Annotated in this window: 14 protein-coding genes and 1 tRNA gene; 7 read left to right on the forward strand and 8 right to left on the reverse strand. The window is 56.6% G+C overall.

Translation table 11 applies throughout. The features are described from left to right. Positions 1-169: 169 nt before the first annotated feature. From H6F46_RS06380 to H6F46_RS19790, 5 genes are all read left to right on the forward strand, one after another. Positions 170-526: a hypothetical protein gene (locus H6F46_RS06380; protein ID WP_190354001.1), complete on the forward strand. Its 357-nt coding sequence runs from the start codon at positions 170-172 to the stop codon at positions 524-526. 228 nt (positions 527-754) lie between these two features. Beyond that, positions 755-828, forward strand: a tRNA-Pro gene (locus tag H6F46_RS06385). Positions 829-1,076: 248 nt separating this feature from the next. Further along, the gene (gene folP, locus H6F46_RS06390; protein ID WP_190354002.1) at positions 1,077-2,030 is read left to right on the forward strand and encodes a dihydropteroate synthase; all 954 of its coding nucleotides are present in this window, start codon (positions 1,077-1,079) and stop codon (positions 2,028-2,030) included. A gap of 56 nt (positions 2,031-2,086) precedes the next feature. Continuing rightward, positions 2,087-4,201: a pentapeptide repeat-containing protein gene (locus H6F46_RS06395; RefSeq protein ID WP_190354003.1), complete on the forward strand. Its 2,115-nt coding sequence runs from the start codon at positions 2,087-2,089 to the stop codon at positions 4,199-4,201. Between the two features lie 219 nt (positions 4,202-4,420). Continuing rightward, entirely contained in the window at positions 4,421-6,676 is a 2,256-nt protein-coding gene (locus H6F46_RS19790) for a Piwi domain-containing protein (protein WP_190354004.1), read from the forward strand. A gap of 74 nt (positions 6,677-6,750) precedes the next feature. On the opposite strand, the gene H6F46_RS06405 is transcribed toward H6F46_RS19790, so the two are convergent. The 8 genes from H6F46_RS06405 to H6F46_RS06440 form a co-directional block, all read right to left on the reverse strand. After that, positions 6,751-7,302, reverse strand: coding sequence for a Uma2 family endonuclease (locus tag H6F46_RS06405; protein WP_190354005.1), 552 nt, complete (start codon positions 7,300-7,302; stop codon positions 6,751-6,753). Between the two features lie 115 nt (positions 7,303-7,417). Then, entirely contained in the window at positions 7,418-7,969 is a 552-nt protein-coding gene (locus tag H6F46_RS06410) for a Uma2 family endonuclease (RefSeq protein ID WP_190354006.1), read from the reverse strand. 284 nt (positions 7,970-8,253) lie between these two features. Next, positions 8,254-8,556, reverse strand: coding sequence for a 30S ribosomal protein S14 (gene rpsN / locus H6F46_RS06415; RefSeq protein ID WP_099531687.1), 303 nt, complete (start codon positions 8,554-8,556; stop codon positions 8,254-8,256). Positions 8,557-8,763: 207 nt separating this feature from the next. Continuing rightward, positions 8,764-11,457, reverse strand: coding sequence for a glycosyltransferase family 39 protein (locus H6F46_RS06420; protein WP_190354007.1), 2,694 nt, complete (start codon positions 11,455-11,457; stop codon positions 8,764-8,766). Positions 11,458-11,618: 161 nt separating this feature from the next. Further along, a complete protein-coding gene (locus H6F46_RS06425; protein ID WP_099531689.1) occupies positions 11,619-11,840 on the reverse strand; it encodes a hypothetical protein in 222 nt (73 codons plus the stop codon). Between the two features lie 226 nt (positions 11,841-12,066). Then, positions 12,067-13,179 (reverse strand): polysaccharide deacetylase family protein, encoded by a 1,113-nt coding sequence (locus H6F46_RS06430; protein WP_190354008.1) that lies wholly within the window; start codon positions 13,177-13,179, stop codon positions 12,067-12,069. Between the two features lie 779 nt (positions 13,180-13,958). Continuing rightward, positions 13,959-15,188 carry a cysteine desulfurase family protein gene (locus H6F46_RS06435; RefSeq protein WP_242027817.1) on the reverse strand — a complete coding sequence of 410 codons (1,230 nt, stop codon included), beginning with the start codon at positions 15,186-15,188 and terminating at the stop codon, positions 13,959-13,961. After that, positions 15,181-15,648, reverse strand: coding sequence for an MgtC/SapB family protein (locus tag H6F46_RS06440; protein WP_099531692.1), 468 nt, complete (start codon positions 15,646-15,648; stop codon positions 15,181-15,183). Before H6F46_RS06440 ends, H6F46_RS06435 begins: the two co-directional genes overlap by 8 nt. 339 nt (positions 15,649-15,987) lie before the next feature. On the opposite strand from H6F46_RS06440, the gene folK reads away from it, so the two are divergent. Together folK and H6F46_RS06450 are read left to right on the forward strand one after the other, a co-directional pair. Then, positions 15,988-16,554: a 2-amino-4-hydroxy-6-hydroxymethyldihydropteridine diphosphokinase gene (gene folK / locus H6F46_RS06445; RefSeq protein WP_190354009.1), complete on the forward strand. Its 567-nt coding sequence runs from the start codon at positions 15,988-15,990 to the stop codon at positions 16,552-16,554. A gap of 19 nt (positions 16,555-16,573) precedes the next feature. Then, positions 16,574-17,128: an NUDIX hydrolase gene (locus H6F46_RS06450; RefSeq protein WP_099531695.1), complete on the forward strand. Its 555-nt coding sequence runs from the start codon at positions 16,574-16,576 to the stop codon at positions 17,126-17,128. Positions 17,129-17,136 lie beyond the last annotated feature (8 nt).

Raw genomic sequence — 17,136 nt, forward strand, 5'->3', positions numbered from 1 at the left:
CGCTTCAGCATCGGTCTCTGCCTTGTCTCATCGATCGCCTTGATTAGTTTGATAGGTCTGATCAACTTGCCGATCGCGATGAAGGCCATTCCCCGGATCATCATTCCCAGCATTACTTTCTGAGCATCATTTTCTAAGCACAAGCAACATTCTCAACGCAGGACGAGTTATGGCAAATCGAGAGGGTTTTGGTAGTGGATTTTTTTGGGGGGCCCTGTTGGGGGGCGCTGTGGGGGGCCTGGTGGGGGCTGCCCTGGCCTCGCGCAACTCCGATGAGGGACTGGAAGAGCTGACGGAAAAGGGCGATCGGGAAGGGGCCGAGCTGCCGCCGCGTCCCCGCCGTCGCCCCCGGTTGGCCGCCAGCGAAAGCAGTGAAGCCCGCATGGAAACGGCGCGCCAAGGCCTGGAGGACAAGATTGCCCAGTTGAATGACGCGATCGACGATGTGCGCCGTCAATTGGGTAGCCGGAATGGTCGTCCGGGCCCAGATGCAAGGGACAAGCCCCTCAAGCCCGAAGAGTCCTAGGGCCTGTCGTCCAATCGCCTGGAACTCTGATTCCACCGTTGGCAGATCGGAGGGGACAAGATGCTCAAGCCCCCTGTTACGACGATTGGGGCCTGGGCAATTCATCATTTCTGAGAACGCGCTGGCCCGGACTGGCCAGCTCGATCGACCGCCTTGGCCACTTTGGACACAGAAATTTAACCAGGGCCCTTGGCAAATCAAATAAACATGCTATAGTAACTGGGCTATCGGGGCGTAGCGCAGCTTGGTAGCGCACCACTTTGGGGTAGTGGGGGTCGTGGGTTCGAATCCCGCCGCTCCGATTTGCAAACAGTTTCCATGAAAACTCTTCAGCATGAACTGTTTTGCGAAAGTCCGAAAACCCCGATCTGAGAGCCATTCCACTCCCAGATGACTAACAGTCCACAAGGTAAAAGGTAGCGATCTTCGCTGCCTTTTTTGTTGGGCAGTTGGTGTTGGGTTGCGGTCAAGGTTGAGCATGTTTTGACCGGGTGGATATGTGGGCCGGGCGGATTCCGGCTTGATGATTTTTTGACCCATTCGGTTGGTTATGGATGTGCCCTTGTCTTCCGGTGCTTTGACCCCTTGGATTTTGCGCGATCGCCCTTGGACTTGGGGCGATCGCACCTACTTGATGGGGGTGCTGAATGTCACGCCCGACAGTTTTAGCGATGGGGGGCAGTTTGACCAACTGGAAACGGCGATCGCCCAGGCCCAGCAACTGGCGGCTGACGGGGCCGATTGGTTAGACATTGGCGGAGAATCGACGCGCCCCGATGCCCAGCCGGTTTCTGCCCAGGAAGAGATCGATCGGGTTGTGCCGGTAATTGCGGCCCTGCGGCGGGGGTGGCGGGACTTTGCGCCGTTGGATTTGCCCATTTCGATCGACACAACCAAAGCGATCGTGGCCCGCGCGGCGATCGTGGCGGGAGCCGATGTGGTGAATGATGTGTCTGGGGGCTTGTATGACCCGGAACTGCTGCCCACGGTGGCAACCTTGGGTGTGCCGGTGATTTTGATGCATTTGCGCGGCACACCTCAAACCATGCAGCAGCTTACGGATTACAGTGATTTTGCGGGCCAGAGTGGGTCGGGTGAGTTGCCTGGTCAACACTTGCCCGATGTGGTGATTGCCGTGCGATCGAGCTTGGCGGAACGGGTGGCGGCGGCGATCGAGGCGGGGATTCCGGCGGCCCAAATTGCGATCGATCCGGGCATTGGCTTTGCCAAAACCGCTGAACAAAACCTTGCCCTCCTGCGGCATTTGCCCAGCTTGCGATCGCTCGGTCACCCCCTTTTGGTGGGCCCCTCCCGCAAGAGCTTCATTGGCAAAATTCTGGAGCAACCGGATCCGAAACAGCGGGTTTGGGGAACCGGGGCGGCCTGTGCGGCCTGTGTGGCCGGCGGGGCCGACTGGGTGCGGGTGCATGATATTCAGCAAATGCGCGACGTGGTGCGAGTGGCAGACGCGATATGGCGTGGGTGGCAATTGGGCGAGGGATAGGATTTCAGCAATGGTTTAACCGCTGGCGGATCTGGGGGGTTGGGATCTGCTGGGTTTTGGCGATCGGGTGTGGGTGGCTGTGGGCAGCCAGTCCTGCGCAGGCGGCTTCGGTCGATCGCCCGGCCTTGACCCTGGAGGTTTTGCGCGATCGCCTGGAACATCCCCAACTGTTGGATGGCAAGCCCGCGATCGACCTTAGCCAGAGTGCGATCGACCTGCGCAGCGACAATGGCAACTTTCGGGAAGCCTTTTATCAACAGGTCGCCAGCAAGTTGCAACAGGAACGCCTGGGCCTCGACTTGCGCGGATCCAGCATCCAGGGCGATTTGGATTTGGCTCGGTTGGGCCTGCGTGCGCCGCTCTATGGCAAGGCCCTGTCGCCCTTGCTGACCCCCACGGAACAGGAACAACTGGGGCGCGATCGACTGCGACTCTTGCACCTCAGCCGATTGTCTCGATCGCTGTTGCTCGATGAAGGTAGCCCCCTGGATTGGCAAATTTCCGTCTTTCGCGGCCCGATCGTCCTTGAAGGTCTGCAAATTAGTGGTTCCCTGCGCCTAGCCAACACCTATTTTTTGGAACCGGTGGAAGCCAGGGGCCTGAGCCTGGGCGGAGCCTTGGTGGGTTCCCTCAGCCGCTTTAGCCAAGGGGCCCGCTTTTCCGGTTTAGTGGCCCAAAGTGCCCAGTTCCGGAACAGCCTATTCACGGGCGAAGCGCGGTTCGATGGGGCTAAATTTGCCGGAAATGCTAGCTTTCAGTCCAGCACCTTTGAGCGGGGAGCCAATTTTTATCGATCGCAATTTCAGGCGATCGCCAACTTCAGCAAAAGCCATTGGAATGGCAGCGCCGACCTCACCCAAGCCGACTGGCAAGGCGAAGTGCGGTTTGATGGGGCCAGTTTTGCCAGTTCCTTTTATGCGATCGACAGCCTATTCCACGGCGAAAGCTCCTTTCGGAATGCGCGGTTTGCCAAACCCCTGAACCTACGCGGGGCCACCATTCTGGACGAAGCCGACTTCACCAGCGCCAGCTTTGCCCCCGGAGCCTATATCAACGTGTCCGGGCTGGACTTTGACAGCGACCAAGCAAAACTAATTGGCTCCCCCGGGGAAATTGGGCGCATTTTGTCAGTACCGGTTTTGCAGGGCAATGAAACGGTTTTGCGAACCCTGGTGCGGAACTTTCGGCGGGTGGAACAGATTGCTGATGCCAACCAAGTGGATTACACCCTGTTTAAATTGCGGCTCAAGACCCTGCAACAGCGGCTCACGGGGGTGAACCTGAACGCGGCCAAGCCAGCGGTGTTGGTGTCGATCGGGTTTTCGCCCACCCAAGCCCAGGCGATCGCCCAAGCCCGCGATCGGCAACCCCTGCGCACCGTGGCGGAAATGCTGTCGATCGAGGGCGTTGACCTGGCAACCTATGTGAAAGTGCGCGATCGGGTCACGGCCGATCGCACCAGCACCCCCCTCTCCTGGGGCACGATCGCCCTGCAATGGCTGGGAACCAACCTGTTGATTTTGCTGAGTCGGGCTGGCACCAGCGCCGGCCTCGTGTTGGGGGTAGGGTTGGTGGCTATGACCTTTTTCGCCCTTTGGTTTTGGTTGGTCGATCGGCTTCGCAAGTTGCGCCCCCAACCGATCGTGCCCACCTGGCCCGAAACCCTCTGGATGGGCGGCAGCGCCGGACTGTTGTTCAGCCTGGGTTTAGCAACCATTTTCCAAACCAGCGATCGACCTTGGTGGACGCTGGCCAGCATTGCCATCTCGATCGGCCCCGTCCCGCTCGCCCTGCTGATCAAGCTCTATTGGCGCGGCCGGTTCCATGACCTGATGGATGTGAGCTACTTTGTGGAAAATGGTGAAATTCGGCAAGTGCAACTCCCGATCGCCCGTTTACCCCTCATGCCGCGCTATCACTTCTTTCGGGAACGATTCATGCCTCTCCTTTGGAATCGGCGTTGGGCCTGGCTGAATTATTACGACCTCAGCGCCATCAATCTTTTTCGGATTGGGTTTAGCGATGTGCGGATGCGAGATGAGCATTTACCCGCCGAAATTTCACTGGTAGTTTGGTATCAATGGACTTTGGGCTTAATGTATATTGGTCTGCTTTTGTGGACGCTTTCCCGAACTATTCCGGGGCTGAATTTACTCATTTATTTTGGTTAGTTTATATTGATTGACTTTGGCTGATTTTTGTTGATTAGATTAGATGAATATTTAGGCTAATTGAATCGGATTAATTGAATTCTATTGATAACGACTTAATGGCGATCGGGGGCGTGGGGTTGCATTGTTTCATAATAACCTTTGAATGAATTTCAAGGTGCTTTAAAACAAAATGCTTTAAGTGATATAATTCATGCGTTAATTATAGCCGCTTCAATTGTGGATATTCGAGAACTCAGCTTTCAATCGCGTAAGCCCCTTGGCGCTGTACCTGCCCGGCGCGATCGACTGCGAATCGTCGGCAGTGCCACCCCGATCGACACCCTCTACTCTCTCGCAAGATTCTGCAAATTTCGGCTCAATCAGTGGGTGACCAACGATCAATCCAGCCTCGCCCTGATTTCCGAAGACCGGGGACAGGCTGCGAACTTATTAGCCTGTTTGCGGCAGTTTTGCGAAACCTCCTCAGAACCTTTGGAAATTGAGATCCTCAAGAGCGAGGCGATCGATCTGAGCGAACCCAGATATCAGAACTGGCTGTTTCAACTCTGTAATTATCGGTTGTGCAGCATTTTCAAAACCATTAATCCCCATAGCGCCAAGAAAGTTCAAGAAACTCGCAAACGGATTTATTCTAACGAACCGCCGATGCAAATTCGGGATCCCCAAGGCCGAATCATTGCCGAAGCGAGACGATATTTAACCTTTGATTTTTGGCAAAACTCGGCGAGATTTCTCTTCCTAACCTTGCACTTTCGGAATGAATATCAATCCATTGGCACGATCGACCAATTCGATTGGCAGCAGTTTCCACCCAAACAGCGCCTGATTCATACTTACGATGGCAAAAGTTGCCAATTTCTGGGTGTTGCACCGATCACCATTGGTCAACCCCTCGCAGAATTAGGCAACCAAAGCCTATTGGACTATCACCGCGATCGGCAAAATCTGCCCCCAGAATTGGCCGCACAACTGGATCCCAATCAACCCGCCGTTGCAGTGGGCTATCCGCCTCGCTACCAACCGTTTCATCATTTACCGCAACTATTAAAACGAATCTATGCCCGTGAAGATCTACCCAGCAAATCGCTGAACCATTGCATTTTGCCACTGGCTAAGCGTCGGGAATTAATGCAAAAGACCATCGACCTTTTAAACAAACGAGAATTTATTTGTGGCGATCGAATTGAATTTGATCCCCACCCTTGGCAGCCCGATCGCCTCACTCAATTGACCGCTGGCTCCATGGCCAAAAACCTATCCTTTGGAGCAGATCCACAACAGCCCGATCGACCAATCCTCGTAGACGAAGCTTGGCGTGGTTGGAAGCAACGTGCCCTTCACCAAAAACCAGCAGAAATTCGGACACAAGTGCTGTATCCCCAAGCCTGGGAAGCAGAGGTGAAAAAGTATATGGCAGCCTTAAAAAGTCGGTTCCAAGAATTTGGAATTACACTCACGAGGGCTGGCGATCTACGTCCCTACGATCCGCAAAATTCCCTCTCCCTACGTCAGGTTTGCCAGAACTTGCCCGTGAATGCTGATGACCTAATTTTTGCTTTTGTCCCCAACGGAGCAGACCCAATTTACAACGCCCAAGTTAACCCCTACTTCACCTTAAAAAGAATCCTCAATCAACAGAGTTACTGTTCGCAAATGGTGACGCGCGAAACCATGCGCCAAATCAACAATGATGGGCGCGATCAAAACGTGGTATTCGGCATTCTGGCGAAACTTGGCTATGCTCCCTGGCAGTTGCACCAAATGCCGGGTACTGCCCAAGCTTTTGTGGGGCTAGATTTGGGCCGCAAAGAGGAACGGACGATCGGGGCTTCTGCCTTTGTGGTCAACCGCCAAGGCCAGGCGATCGGCTGGTCAAGCGCCTCCATGCAGCGGGGCGAAACCTTCAGCGAAACCAGCCTGCGCAATATTTTGCTCGACTTATTTGGTGCATTCACTGAGCAAAGCGGTGAACCCCTGCGCCACGTGGTAATTCATCGCGATGGAACCATCAAAAACAGCGAATTAGCCACCCTGCAAGCCCTAGAAGCCGAATTGCGACCCCATGGGTTGGAGCAATTGGAGGTGGTGGAAGTGGTGAAGGATGTGTTGGCGCGGGCGGCGGTGCGGGCGATCGACCCCAACACCAACCAAGAACAGTGGCAAAACCCCGATCGAGGTTGGGCTTGGGTTCACAACGATCATGAGGCGATCGTCCTCACAACCGGTGCTAAACAGGCCAAAGTTGCCCCCAACGCCAGTCCCCAGCCCCTTTTGGTGCGTCGCCGCCACGGCCAAACGGACATCCTGACGATCGCTGCCCAAATCTATTGGCTCAGCGAAATGCACATCGGCAGCACCCAAGTGATTCGCCTGCCGATTACCACTTACTACGCCGATCGGATCGCCGAAGTTGCCCTCAAGGATCGCCTTCCAGCCGATGTGCGCTGCGAACGCCGCCTCTATTTTGTTTAGGTTTGTTTTTCGTTTAGGTTTGTTTCGGGAATATCAACCCATTCAAAGTCATTGGGGCCTGACCCAAACTAACACTAATCCAAGCCTCGATAGAGTTGCTCAAGGGGGAAGGTTAAATTAATACTTTGAAGCGTAATTTGATCCCCTGTTCCATAGATCACCGTTGTCCAAGTGTTGTCCGGTTGGCGGCGGCGGCATTCCACCCAGTGCTGATCCTGATCAATGAGAACGTATTCCTCTAGGTCTGGGATTTGCCGATAATCCTCGAACTTTTGACCCAGATCAAAGGCTCGCGTGCTTTGGGATAGGACTTCGACGATCAATTTTGGGTGGCGTTTGATGTAGCGGTCGGCGCGATCGCGGGGATCGCAGGTCACGAAGGCATCAGGGTAATAGTAAAACTCATCTGCGTAGCTGACTTTGACATCACCGTTGTAGAAGCGGCAGTCAGTATCGCCGAGATGGAGGTTGATCGCGCTGAGGAGATTAATGGCAATTCGGGCGTGACTGTCGCTGCCGCCTGCCATCGCGTAGACGAGGCCGCGACGGTATTCGTGGCGGGTGGAACTATCGCGTTCAATGATCAGGTATTCATCAGGATTGATGTAGTTTGGAATGGCGATCATGACAGCCTATAGAGTTGTTGTGGTGTTCGGCGTGGGCGATCGAGTGGAGTTTGGGAGTGTTGGGTTGGAGGTGGCGATCGGGGATTTGTATGGGGGTGTGAGTGTCTTGTGATGATTAGTCGAGATCAAGATAGAGTTCGGCAACATCAAGTTCAAGACCGATGCTGCTCAAGGTGACGCGATCGCCATTTTTGTAGACGGTGGTTGCCCATGTATTGTCGGGTTGGCGACGGCGGCATTCCACTTGCTGAGTGTCTTGGGAGATGAGGACGTATTCTTCGAGGCTTTCGAGCTGCTGGTAGTCGGTAAATTTAAGGTTACGGTCAAAGTCTTTGGTGCTGTCTGAAAGAACCTCGGCAATCAGTTTGGGATAGCGTTTGATGGTGCGATTTTCGCGATCGCGTGGGTCACAGGTAACGAAGAGATCTGGGTAGTAGTAGAATTCGTCGCGGTAGTTGACTTTGACATCGCCGTTGTAAAGACGGCAGGCTGTGCCTCGAAGGTGAAAGTTAATCAAACTGAGGAGATTAATGGCAATTCGGGCGTGACTGTCGCTGCCGCCTGCCATGGCGTAGACAAGACCGCGACGGTATTCATGGCGGGTATTGCTATTGCAATCAAGCAGTAGGTATTCGTCAGGATCGATGTGGTTTGGAATAGCGATCATGGCAGCCTGTAGAGTCGTTGTGGTGTTCGGCGTGGGCGATCGGGTGGTGTTTGAAAGTATTGGGACGGCAGTGGCGATCGGAGATTTATGCCGAGGAAAAAATATTTGAAATTAGCGATCACAGTCTCAATTAAAGGCTGATGCTATTTTGATTCTGACTGATCAAAAACCAAAAGCACGTCGATCGGGTGGATCGGCGTGCTTTTGTGAAAACGGGATGGACTTCGGCAAGAAGCCCTAAAACGGTGCGGTAATGGTACTGCTGATGCTGGCCAGTTCGTGGCTTACCAGCTCGACTTGACCACACCGGGCAGCAAGCCTTGGTGAGCCATTTCGCGCAGAGCATTCCGGCACAGACCAAAATCGCGGTAGTAGCCACGGGGACGGCCAGTTAACCAGCAGCGGTTTTGGTGGCGGTTCCGGGCGCTGTTGCGGGGCAGGCGCTGAATTTGGCGATGCAGGGCCAGCTTTTCCATCGGATCCTGGGCGGATTCAAACTGCGCCTTCAGATCGGCACGCTTGGCGGCATATTTAGCAATCAGGCGATCGCGCTTCTTTTCGCGCTCGACCATGGACTTTTTAGCCATTGCGGTGTTTCTGCTTGTTGACTAAGGGTTGGACTGTCGAAACTCGACAGGGGCTAATGCTTGAGACCGCTGGACTGCACAGCCCTAAACAGATGCTGGGTCTTGGCGGCAAAAAAGGGTATAAGCAAGCATCCTATTGTACGGCAAGGCGACCGATCGCGATCAACGGGTCATGATCAACAGGTTGCAATCAACTGATGGGCGGGACTAACCCGATCGGGGGTGGTGGCCTTGGGTGGCGGCCGGCTCCAGGGACTGACCGATCCGCAACTCCGCGATCGCCCGGCCCAGTTCCCAGCGTTGGGCATGGGCCACGGCTTTTAGGTAGTGGAATTCGGGCACTCGGGGAGCCAAGGCTAAGGCTTGTTGGATGGCGGGCCAGGCGGCATCGGTTTGAAATTCATACAGCCGCACCACGGCCAAGTAGGCCTGGGCCCAAGGGTTGCGTGGTTCCGCTTGGGTGATTTGCTCGAAGGTGGCGATCGCGCCGCTGGTGTTTTGATCCAACACTTGGGCCAAGCCGAGGGCATAGCGCCAACCGAGTCGATCAGGCTGTTGACTGAGGCGATAACGGAGGGTCAGTTCCGCTTGGGCCACGTAGGTTTGATTGGGATTGTATTGGTTAATCCGGCCAATGGTGTTGAACACGGATTCCAAGCCCGATCGCCCCGATCGCAATTGCAATCCCAGCAGCCGCAGTTGGGCCACGCCGTCCAGTTCGGGGGCCGGTTGGGCCGGGGCGGCCGGGTCAATCACCACGGTGGCCTCTGTGGGAATCGCGATCGGCTGGGCCCGATCGCCCAATTGGGGATCGTTGGGCAACAAACTCGCCCAAAGACGATACCGACCGGGGGCCAAGTCCGGCGGCAAGACCATGGCCGATCGATCCCAAACCTCCCAGGCCTGGCCGGTGGACGGGGGAAGAGGGGTCATTAACCGGCCGCGACCAATGGCCCGATCGTCAATCCAACCGGTGCGACCCGCCGGGCGATCGGGCGTGGGTTCCCGCTGCCAGGTCAACAGGGCCAAGCCCCCTTGCAGTTGGGCCGCCGGGCCCTGCCAACGATAGGTGACCGGCGCAACTTGGCCCGGGGGCAGCCGCTCCGGCAGTTGGGCCATGAGCTTCAAGGGAGCCGGATTGGCCAAGGGGGCGACCGTCACCGATGGGGATCGCCGCTGCCAAAGTTGCCATTCGGAATCCGCCGCCACGGGCCAATGTTCCACCAACTGCAACTCGGAACTTTGGCGCAGGGTCTGGCTGGTGGCCGCTTGGGCTTCCCGCCGTCGTCGGCCGCGCATCGATCCCTGGTCACCGGTTTTCAGCAAATACCAATCGAGCGATCGGGCATCTTGGGCCACGGCTTGCGGATCAGTGCCCACCTGCCGGCCATAAACCTGAAAATTTCGGGCGGCTCCAAAGAAGTTGAGGTTGTGTTGATTCAGTTCGGCGGTGGAGGGCAACACACCCACGGTGGATTGCAGATAGGGTGCGCGATCGATCACAGCCTGCACCACTTGGGCATGGGGCAAGGCGGGCCCCCATTGCACCACCCGCATTGGCCCGGGAACCAAGGGAGCCACCCCGGCGGCCGTGGGTGGCAACCAACTGAGCACCGACAGCAACACCGTCAGCCCCAACAGGCTCCACCGCACCCGCGCTCCCCAAACCAACCAGCCTCGGGCCAAGACGATCGCCCCCACGGGCCAATAGGGCAAAACGTAGCGCCAGTCTTTGTTCACCAGCAAGGAACACAACAGATAGGCTCCGAGCCAAAAGCCGAGCGTCCAGAGCCACCCCCGGCGATCGCCCTTGGGGACTGGTGAACTGGGCCAGGGCCGACCGGGCCAGGCCAGTTGTTGTTGATATTTCAGAAAGGCCAAACAGCCCCCCGCGATCGCCAGGCCCAGCAGGGGCCAAGACAGATGTTGCGGAAAAAGCTTCAGGTAATAAATCCAAGCATCAAGGGTGTTGAGGGCCGGGTCACCCTCCACGATCGCGGAATCCACCGTGGCCCGCTTGCCGCCACTGAGCACAAAGAGCCAATTTGCCTGATACCAAGGAGCCGCTACGATCCAGGCGATCCCCAGGGCCAACAGGCCTTGGGTGACCCGTTCCCAGCGCGATCGCCAGAGGGCAACGGCCAGCAATCCCGCCCAGGGCAACCCCAAAAAGAAAACCACCGGTTGCTTGGTCAGCAGCCCAGCTCCCAACAACAGCCCCAGCCCGATCGCCCACAGCCACTGGGCTAAACGTCCGCGCCAGGGGCCCAACCGGCCCCCCGTTGCCCAAAACACCAGGGCCGCAAAGGCCACCGTTACCACAGTCACCAAGGGGAATTCGGTGAGATAGTCCAGCCGCACGCGCCACAGACCGGGCATCACACTACACAGCAGGGCGGCCCACCAGCCCGTGGTGCGATCGAACAATCGCCGCCCGATCGCATAAACCGACCCCAGCAACAGCAGCGAACAGGCGGAATTCAACGCCGTCGCAGCATCGGCCGTGGGGCCAAACAGCCATAAAAACGGCACGGTGATGATGGCCACCAGGGGCGGCACTTTGGGGGAGAGTCGCCAAAAATCCACCCACCAGGAACCAGACAACCACTGGGGATCCCGCAGGGCATCGGCGTAGGTCAGGGCCGCCGTTAGATATTCCGCTTGATCCCAGGCGGGGGCTGATTGGTCGATCGCGAACCAAGCCCGATCGACCAACAACACCAACAGCCACAGACCCAGCAGCTTGGCCCAATCGGTCTGCCACCTACCCTGCCACCTACCCTGCCACCAGCTTTGCCAATGGTTTGGATGGAACCAGTGGTGAAACCTGTGAATTCTGAACCCGTGAACCTTGAACCCGCTGCCTAGTTGGCCGGCGCGATCGCCCAAATCTTGACCCATGCTCAAAATGCTCTCCCAAAACCAAAGGCAGGGGATGATCAGCCGATCCCCTGCCCCCATCGGCGGGCCCAACGCAGTACCCGATGGACTTTCTCTGTCCCATGTTCGATCGTCGTTGGTTGACCCGCCACTTCCGTTCTCAGTTTTATATCCGTGCTCGATTATCCTTCCGGCATCGGATTATATTCATCACTTGGCTCAGTGGCCCCGATCGCCCCTTGATCTTGGTTAATGCAACCTCCCCGATCGGCTACAAATTTACAAACTCGGCTCCAGAGACGCGCCCTCGTGCCTGGGCTGCCATAGGAAAACAGCACTCGATCACCCAGCGGATTCATTTCAATCCGCACACCGCAAGTCGAGCAAGTCTGCACATTAGCCATAGGGGATCTCCTCGCGCCAAAATCTGGCATAGGGCGGCACTCGTGAACCGATCCCCAAGGCAATTGTCGGGGATCGGCACAAGTTCCATACACCATAGCGCGCCAATTTAATTTGGCAATTGGCCTAGGCAAATCACTCGATTTGGGGAACCTAGACTCTATTTGGCACTTGGCCCAGGCAAATCAGCCGATTCGGGGAACACAGCAGCAACGACTTCAGCGGTTCCTACAGCGGTAAATCCATGGTGGAATTGGGGGCATTCATGGGAGCGTTGACCGTTGGGTCGATCGCCCCGGGCCCAGGGTTAGCCGGTTGCGTTGCGGTCGCTGTTGGTTGGGGCTTGGCCGTGGCTCGGGTGCTGGCGGAGCGGCTGGCTTGGGCCCGCAGTTGCAAGAGTTCCGGCATGGTGACGAAGCGGTAACCCTGGGCTTTCAGTTGCCGAATGATGATGGGCAAGGCTGCCACCGTGTTGTGTCGATCGCCCCCGCCATCATGCATCAGCACAATATCGCCCGGGTGCATGGTTCGCATCACCCGATCGACAATGGTGGCCGCCGAAGGTCTGCGCCAATCGCCCGTATCCGTGCCCCACAGAACCGTGGCGTATCCATGACCTTGGGCGTAGGTATCCATCCCATTATTCAAAACGCCACCCGGCGGCCGATAGAGGCGAGCCACCTGGCCGGTTTTGGCTTGGATAATGGCGGCGGTTTGGTCAATTTCACGAGCCGCCGCCGCCGGAGCATGGCGATGGTAACCATGGGACCAGGTGTGATTCGCAATCACGTGACCTTCCCGGGCCACGCGCTGCCCGATCGTCGGGAAGGCCTGGAACATGCGACCAATCACAAAGAACGTGGCCTTCACGTCTTCCTGTTTCAAAATGTCCAGCACCTGATCGGTGTAACGGGGGGCTGGCCCATCGTCAAAGGTCAACGCCACGACCTTCTCACCACTGGCCAGGCGTTGATCCCGCACCAGTTTGCCCACAAAAGCTTGGGGCAAATTCCCCAAAGCCATCAAAATTTCCTGCTCTTGGCTGGTCACTTGCTGGCGAAAGTTACCAATGCTGCGATCGAGTGCCTCACCTAGGGAAAGGGGCGGAGCCGACTGAGAGGCCACGGCGGAATTGTCCAAGGCGGTTTTCAGCGAAGCATTGTTGGTCGTCCAGGCATAGCTGCCTCCCAACACCGCCGCACAGGTCACCAACGCCAACAGCCACCATCGCCAAGAAAACCGCGATCGCTGATTGAAGTTTTGCCCCACCTTACTGGAACGATAGCCACGGGCGGCTTGGGATCGCGAAGAGCCAGATCGTTTAGAAAACAGCCGAGTCATAGGGGCAACAGGAAGAGCCGGAAGGGTAGGGATAGCGGTTGAGAAAACATCGCGGAGCAACGGAACTAACCGACAGACTCACGATGAATGAGGCAAGTTGAGGGTTGATGCGGTCAGGGGACGTGAGCAATAGGTATCGGTGGTTATCAGTTGCTAAAAATTAAGGGTTCTAAATCCATAGAATTGGATGATGAATAGAACGAAATTCCGTTTAGTTCAAGAAAAGTTTTTGAAGGTGAAACTGCAATGGTGTGAAAAATGACATGAAGAACAGCAAAATTCAGACAAAATTAGAAATTTGACCAACTCCTAAGCATTTTGAATGGGTTATTTAGAGGCAAATATTTAGGGTGCATGGGAATGCTACTTCGCCTTTCAGCAAACTCCCCATCAGTTTTACCCGATCGCGCCGGTTATGCCACCTTGATTGCATAACCCGATCGCTCGGTGCTGAAAACCGGATTGTTCATGGAGATTTTGAACAACGGCTTTGAACAGCGGCTTTGAACAGCGGTTTGGAATAGCCGGGGGCGGGGTGAGCGATGATTGCGGCCTTGGCACGATACAGCGCAAGGTAGCAGAAATTTTGGAAATTGAGGGGGAAATTCTGTCCCTAGCGCAAAATACCGTGGCCGACCGCCATGGACTGGCTAGATTTTTGACTCAGCGCCTGGTTAATGCCGGATCAAGGCTTGGTCAAAGGCTTGGTCAATGGTTAACGGGGGCGTTAAACGAGGGGTGGCCCATTTGGGATGCGTTTTGAATCTGTGGAAGAGCCTTCACGTTAGGGTTCCAGCGTTGCGGCGAATCTGTTCGATCGCCCCAATTAACCGAGTCGCGACTCGATCGATTGTGGCGAAGTCATGGAAGCGACCCAACCCAAACCGCAGCGTTGTGGTCAGGGGGCCAGCCGACTGCCCGAGCGCCTTGAGCACATGGGATTGGCGGCCGGTTTCCGATTGGCAAGCGGAGCCAGAAGAGACAGCGGCGATCGACTGGATGGCTTTCAAAACCGCTCCGTTGGGCAAGCCCTCGATCGTGACGTTCAAGTTACCCGGCAGGCGGAGGCTGGGGTGGCCGTTGAGTTCCAGGGCCAAACCCGGCGCGGTGGCAAAGTAGGTTTGCAATCGCTCCCACAGCCGATCACGCAGCATTTGCAGTTGTTCTGCTTCAGTGGCCGGGTGCTCCATTGCCAGCTCGATCGCCCGGCCAAACCCAACAATTTGCGACACGGGCAAAGTTCCCGCCCGCAGCCCCCGTTCCTGGCCGCCGCCGTGTAATTGGGGAGCCAAGGCCACGCGGGAGTTGCCCCGCCGCACGTACAGGGCCCCAATGCCCTTGGGCCCATAAACCTTGTGAGCCGTCAGGGACATGAGATCGATCGACTGGGTTTGTACATCAAGGGGTACTTTCCCGATCGCCTGGGCCGCATCCGTGTGAAACAGCACGCCCCGATCGCGACAGAGGGCCCCAATTTGCTCGATCGGCTGCAAAACACCGATCTCATTATTCGCCACCATCACCGACACCAGCACCGTTTCCGGCCGCATGGCCTGGACCAGGGCCTCCAGATCCAACAAACCCAGGCGATCGACCGGCAAAACCGTCACCTCAAACCCCAGGGACTGCAAATAGCGACAGGGATCCAGCACCGCCGAATGCTCCGTGGCCACCGTAATCAAGTGCCGCCCTTTGTTGAGATAGGCCTCGGCCACGCCCTTGATGGCCAGATTGTTGGCTTCCGTTGCACCGCTGGTGAACAAAATTTCCTCAGGGCTGGCGTTGATCGCCGCAGCCAAAGTAGCCCGGGATCGATCGACCGCGGCCGCCGCGGCCCAACCGTAGGCATGGTTGCTGCCTGCGTTGCCAAAATAGTCCGTTAAAAAAGGCCACATGGCCTCCGCCACTCGGGGATCGATCGGGGTCGTGGCATGACAATCTAGATAAACCAAATTCGCCATCTTGGGCCAGGCGGCTTTGGCAAGTGGGAGCTGCTGTAGTTTAGTCATCGTCCATAATTGCGTTCATATCAAAATTGCGAGTTAAACGCCGCTCCACCCCATTCAAGCGCAAGACTAGGAAAGCCATCAGGGCCCCCAGGGTGGCCACCCCTAGCAAGCCGCAGCCCGCCGCGAACCCCAATCCGGCTGAGACCCAAATGGCTGCTGCTGAGGTCAATCCCTTCACCTTCTCTTCGCTGCGTTTGGTGCGTAAAATTTCCCCCGCGCCCAAGAAACCCACCCCGGTGGCCACACCTTGGGCCGATCGACTGATGGCATCAATATTCGCCCCCATTTCCGCCGGAATGATGGCAAACAGGGCAGCCCCCAAACTCACCAGCATATGAGTGCGCATTCCGGCGGGCTTGTGTCGCAACTGGCGATCGATCCCAATGGCTCCCCCCACAAACAGAGCCAGCCCTAAACGAATCAACAAATGGAACCAGGAGGGATCGGGGGGAAGATTCATCAGAAGTTGAGGAGAAGTTCAGAATCGGCGGTATTTTAAGGAGCGGTTTGGCGGTGACCGTTTGGCAACGGCCCGGGGCGGGGCCATAGGGCTAATCAAGGGCGAATTAACAGGCAGCGAATGACGGAAACGATGGCGCAATTCACGGGCGATCGGGCAGCGGACGATGGGACAACTCCGACGGCAGCACCGACGACAGCACCAAGAGCAACACCCACAACAGTACCCACGACAACACCACTAACAGCGCCAGTCACGGCAAAAATAACGCCGCAGATGGAACCTTTGCCTTGCCCCCAGGACAGCGATTCGACTTCGGGGCAGAATTTGGCGGATTCCATGAATCTGGCACAGAGGGAGCCAGCGCATTCAATACCCACGTATTCAATACCCAAGCCTTCAACACCCAAGCATTCAGTATCCTGTGCGATCCCCTGTGCGATCGCCCTGGGGGGCAACTTGGGCGACGTGGCCGCCACCTTTGAGCGGGCCTTGGCGGCTTTGGATGCCACACCGGGAATTCAGGTCACGGGTCGATCTCGCTGGTATCGCAACCCGCCGATGGGCCCGCCCCAACCGGACTTTCTGAATGGTTGTGCCCTGTTGAAGGTCGCCCTTAGCCCAGAGGCCTTGCTCGATCGGCTACAAGCTCTGGAAAACGAGGCAGGGCGAGTGCGGACAGTGCATTGGGGGCCGCGCACCTTGGACTTGGATTTGTTGCTTTATGGCGATCGGGTGATGCAAACGCCTCGGCTACAAGTGCCCCATCCAGGATTGGACGATCGGGCATTTTTTGCGGTTCCCCTGGCGGAAATTGCCCCCGACTGGGTGGAACCGCTCACGGGCCGGGCGATCGCGCAAATCGTCCAAACGCTAGACTGTTCAGCAGTCATTCCCCTAGCCTAACTCACGATTCATCCGTCCTATGCCCCTTGGAACCGAACTCGCCCACAAACTCCGCGATCGCCTCACCTATCGTGGTCGCAAGTTTGCCTTTGAGGTTGCCCAATTGCGGTTACCCAACGGCGCAGAGGGGGAATGGGAATGTATTCGCCATCCCGGCGGGGCCTTGGCCGTGCCGGTCACGAACGATGGGCAACTGGTGTTGGTGCGGCAATATCGCTTCGCCATGCAAGGGCGCTTGTTAGAGTTTCCGGCTGGAACTGTGGAATTGGGTGAAGATCCGGCGGAAACCATTCGGCGGGAAATTGAAGAAGAAACGGGATATGCGGCCGCCACTTGGCATTGTTTGGGAGATTTCCCGATCGCCCCGGGCTATTCCGATGAGCTAATTTATGCCTTCTTGGCCACAGATTTGACCAAGCTAGAAAAACCACCGCTACAGGATGACGATGAAGATATTGAAGTAGTGTTGATGACTCCTGAAGTGTTTGAAGAAACAGTGCGATCGGGGGCGATGGTCGATGCCAAAACCGTCACCAGCTATTTTCTAGCCAAACCCTTTTTCAGCAGTCTCTAGCTCAGCAG

Source organism: Limnothrix sp. FACHB-1083 (assembly GCF_014696485.1).
Classification (GTDB): Bacteria; Cyanobacteriota; Cyanobacteriia; order CACIAM-69d; family CACIAM-69d; genus CACIAM-69d.

Coding starts and splice junctions, on each gene's coding strand:
- H6F46_RS06380 (WP_190354001.1), top strand. CDS start 170: ATGGCAAATCGAGAGGGTTTTGGTAGTGGATTTTTTTGGGGGGCCCTG.
- folP (WP_190354002.1), top strand. CDS start 1,077: ATGGATGTGCCCTTGTCTTCCGGTGCTTTGACCCCTTGGATTTTGCGC.
- H6F46_RS06405 (WP_190354005.1), bottom strand. CDS start 7,302: ATGATCGCCATTCCAAACTACATCAATCCTGATGAATACCTGATCATT.
- H6F46_RS06410 (WP_190354006.1), bottom strand. CDS start 7,969: ATGATCGCTATTCCAAACCACATCGATCCTGACGAATACCTACTGCTT.
- rpsN (WP_099531687.1), bottom strand. CDS start 8,556: ATGGCTAAAAAGTCCATGGTCGAGCGCGAAAAGAAGCGCGATCGCCTG.
- H6F46_RS06420 (WP_190354007.1), bottom strand. CDS start 11,457: ATGGGTCAAGATTTGGGCGATCGCGCCGGCCAACTAGGCAGCGGGTTC.
- H6F46_RS06425 (WP_099531689.1), bottom strand. CDS start 11,840: ATGGCTAATGTGCAGACTTGCTCGACTTGCGGTGTGCGGATTGAAATG.
- H6F46_RS06430 (WP_190354008.1), bottom strand. CDS start 13,179: ATGACTCGGCTGTTTTCTAAACGATCTGGCTCTTCGCGATCCCAAGCC.
- H6F46_RS06435 (WP_242027817.1), bottom strand. CDS start 15,188: ATGACTAAACTACAGCAGCTCCCACTTGCCAAAGCCGCCTGGCCCAAG.
- H6F46_RS06440 (WP_099531692.1), bottom strand. CDS start 15,648: ATGAATCTTCCCCCCGATCCCTCCTGGTTCCATTTGTTGATTCGTTTA.
- folK (WP_190354009.1), top strand. CDS start 15,988: ATGAATCTGGCACAGAGGGAGCCAGCGCATTCAATACCCACGTATTCA.
- H6F46_RS06450 (WP_099531695.1), top strand. CDS start 16,574: ATGCCCCTTGGAACCGAACTCGCCCACAAACTCCGCGATCGCCTCACC.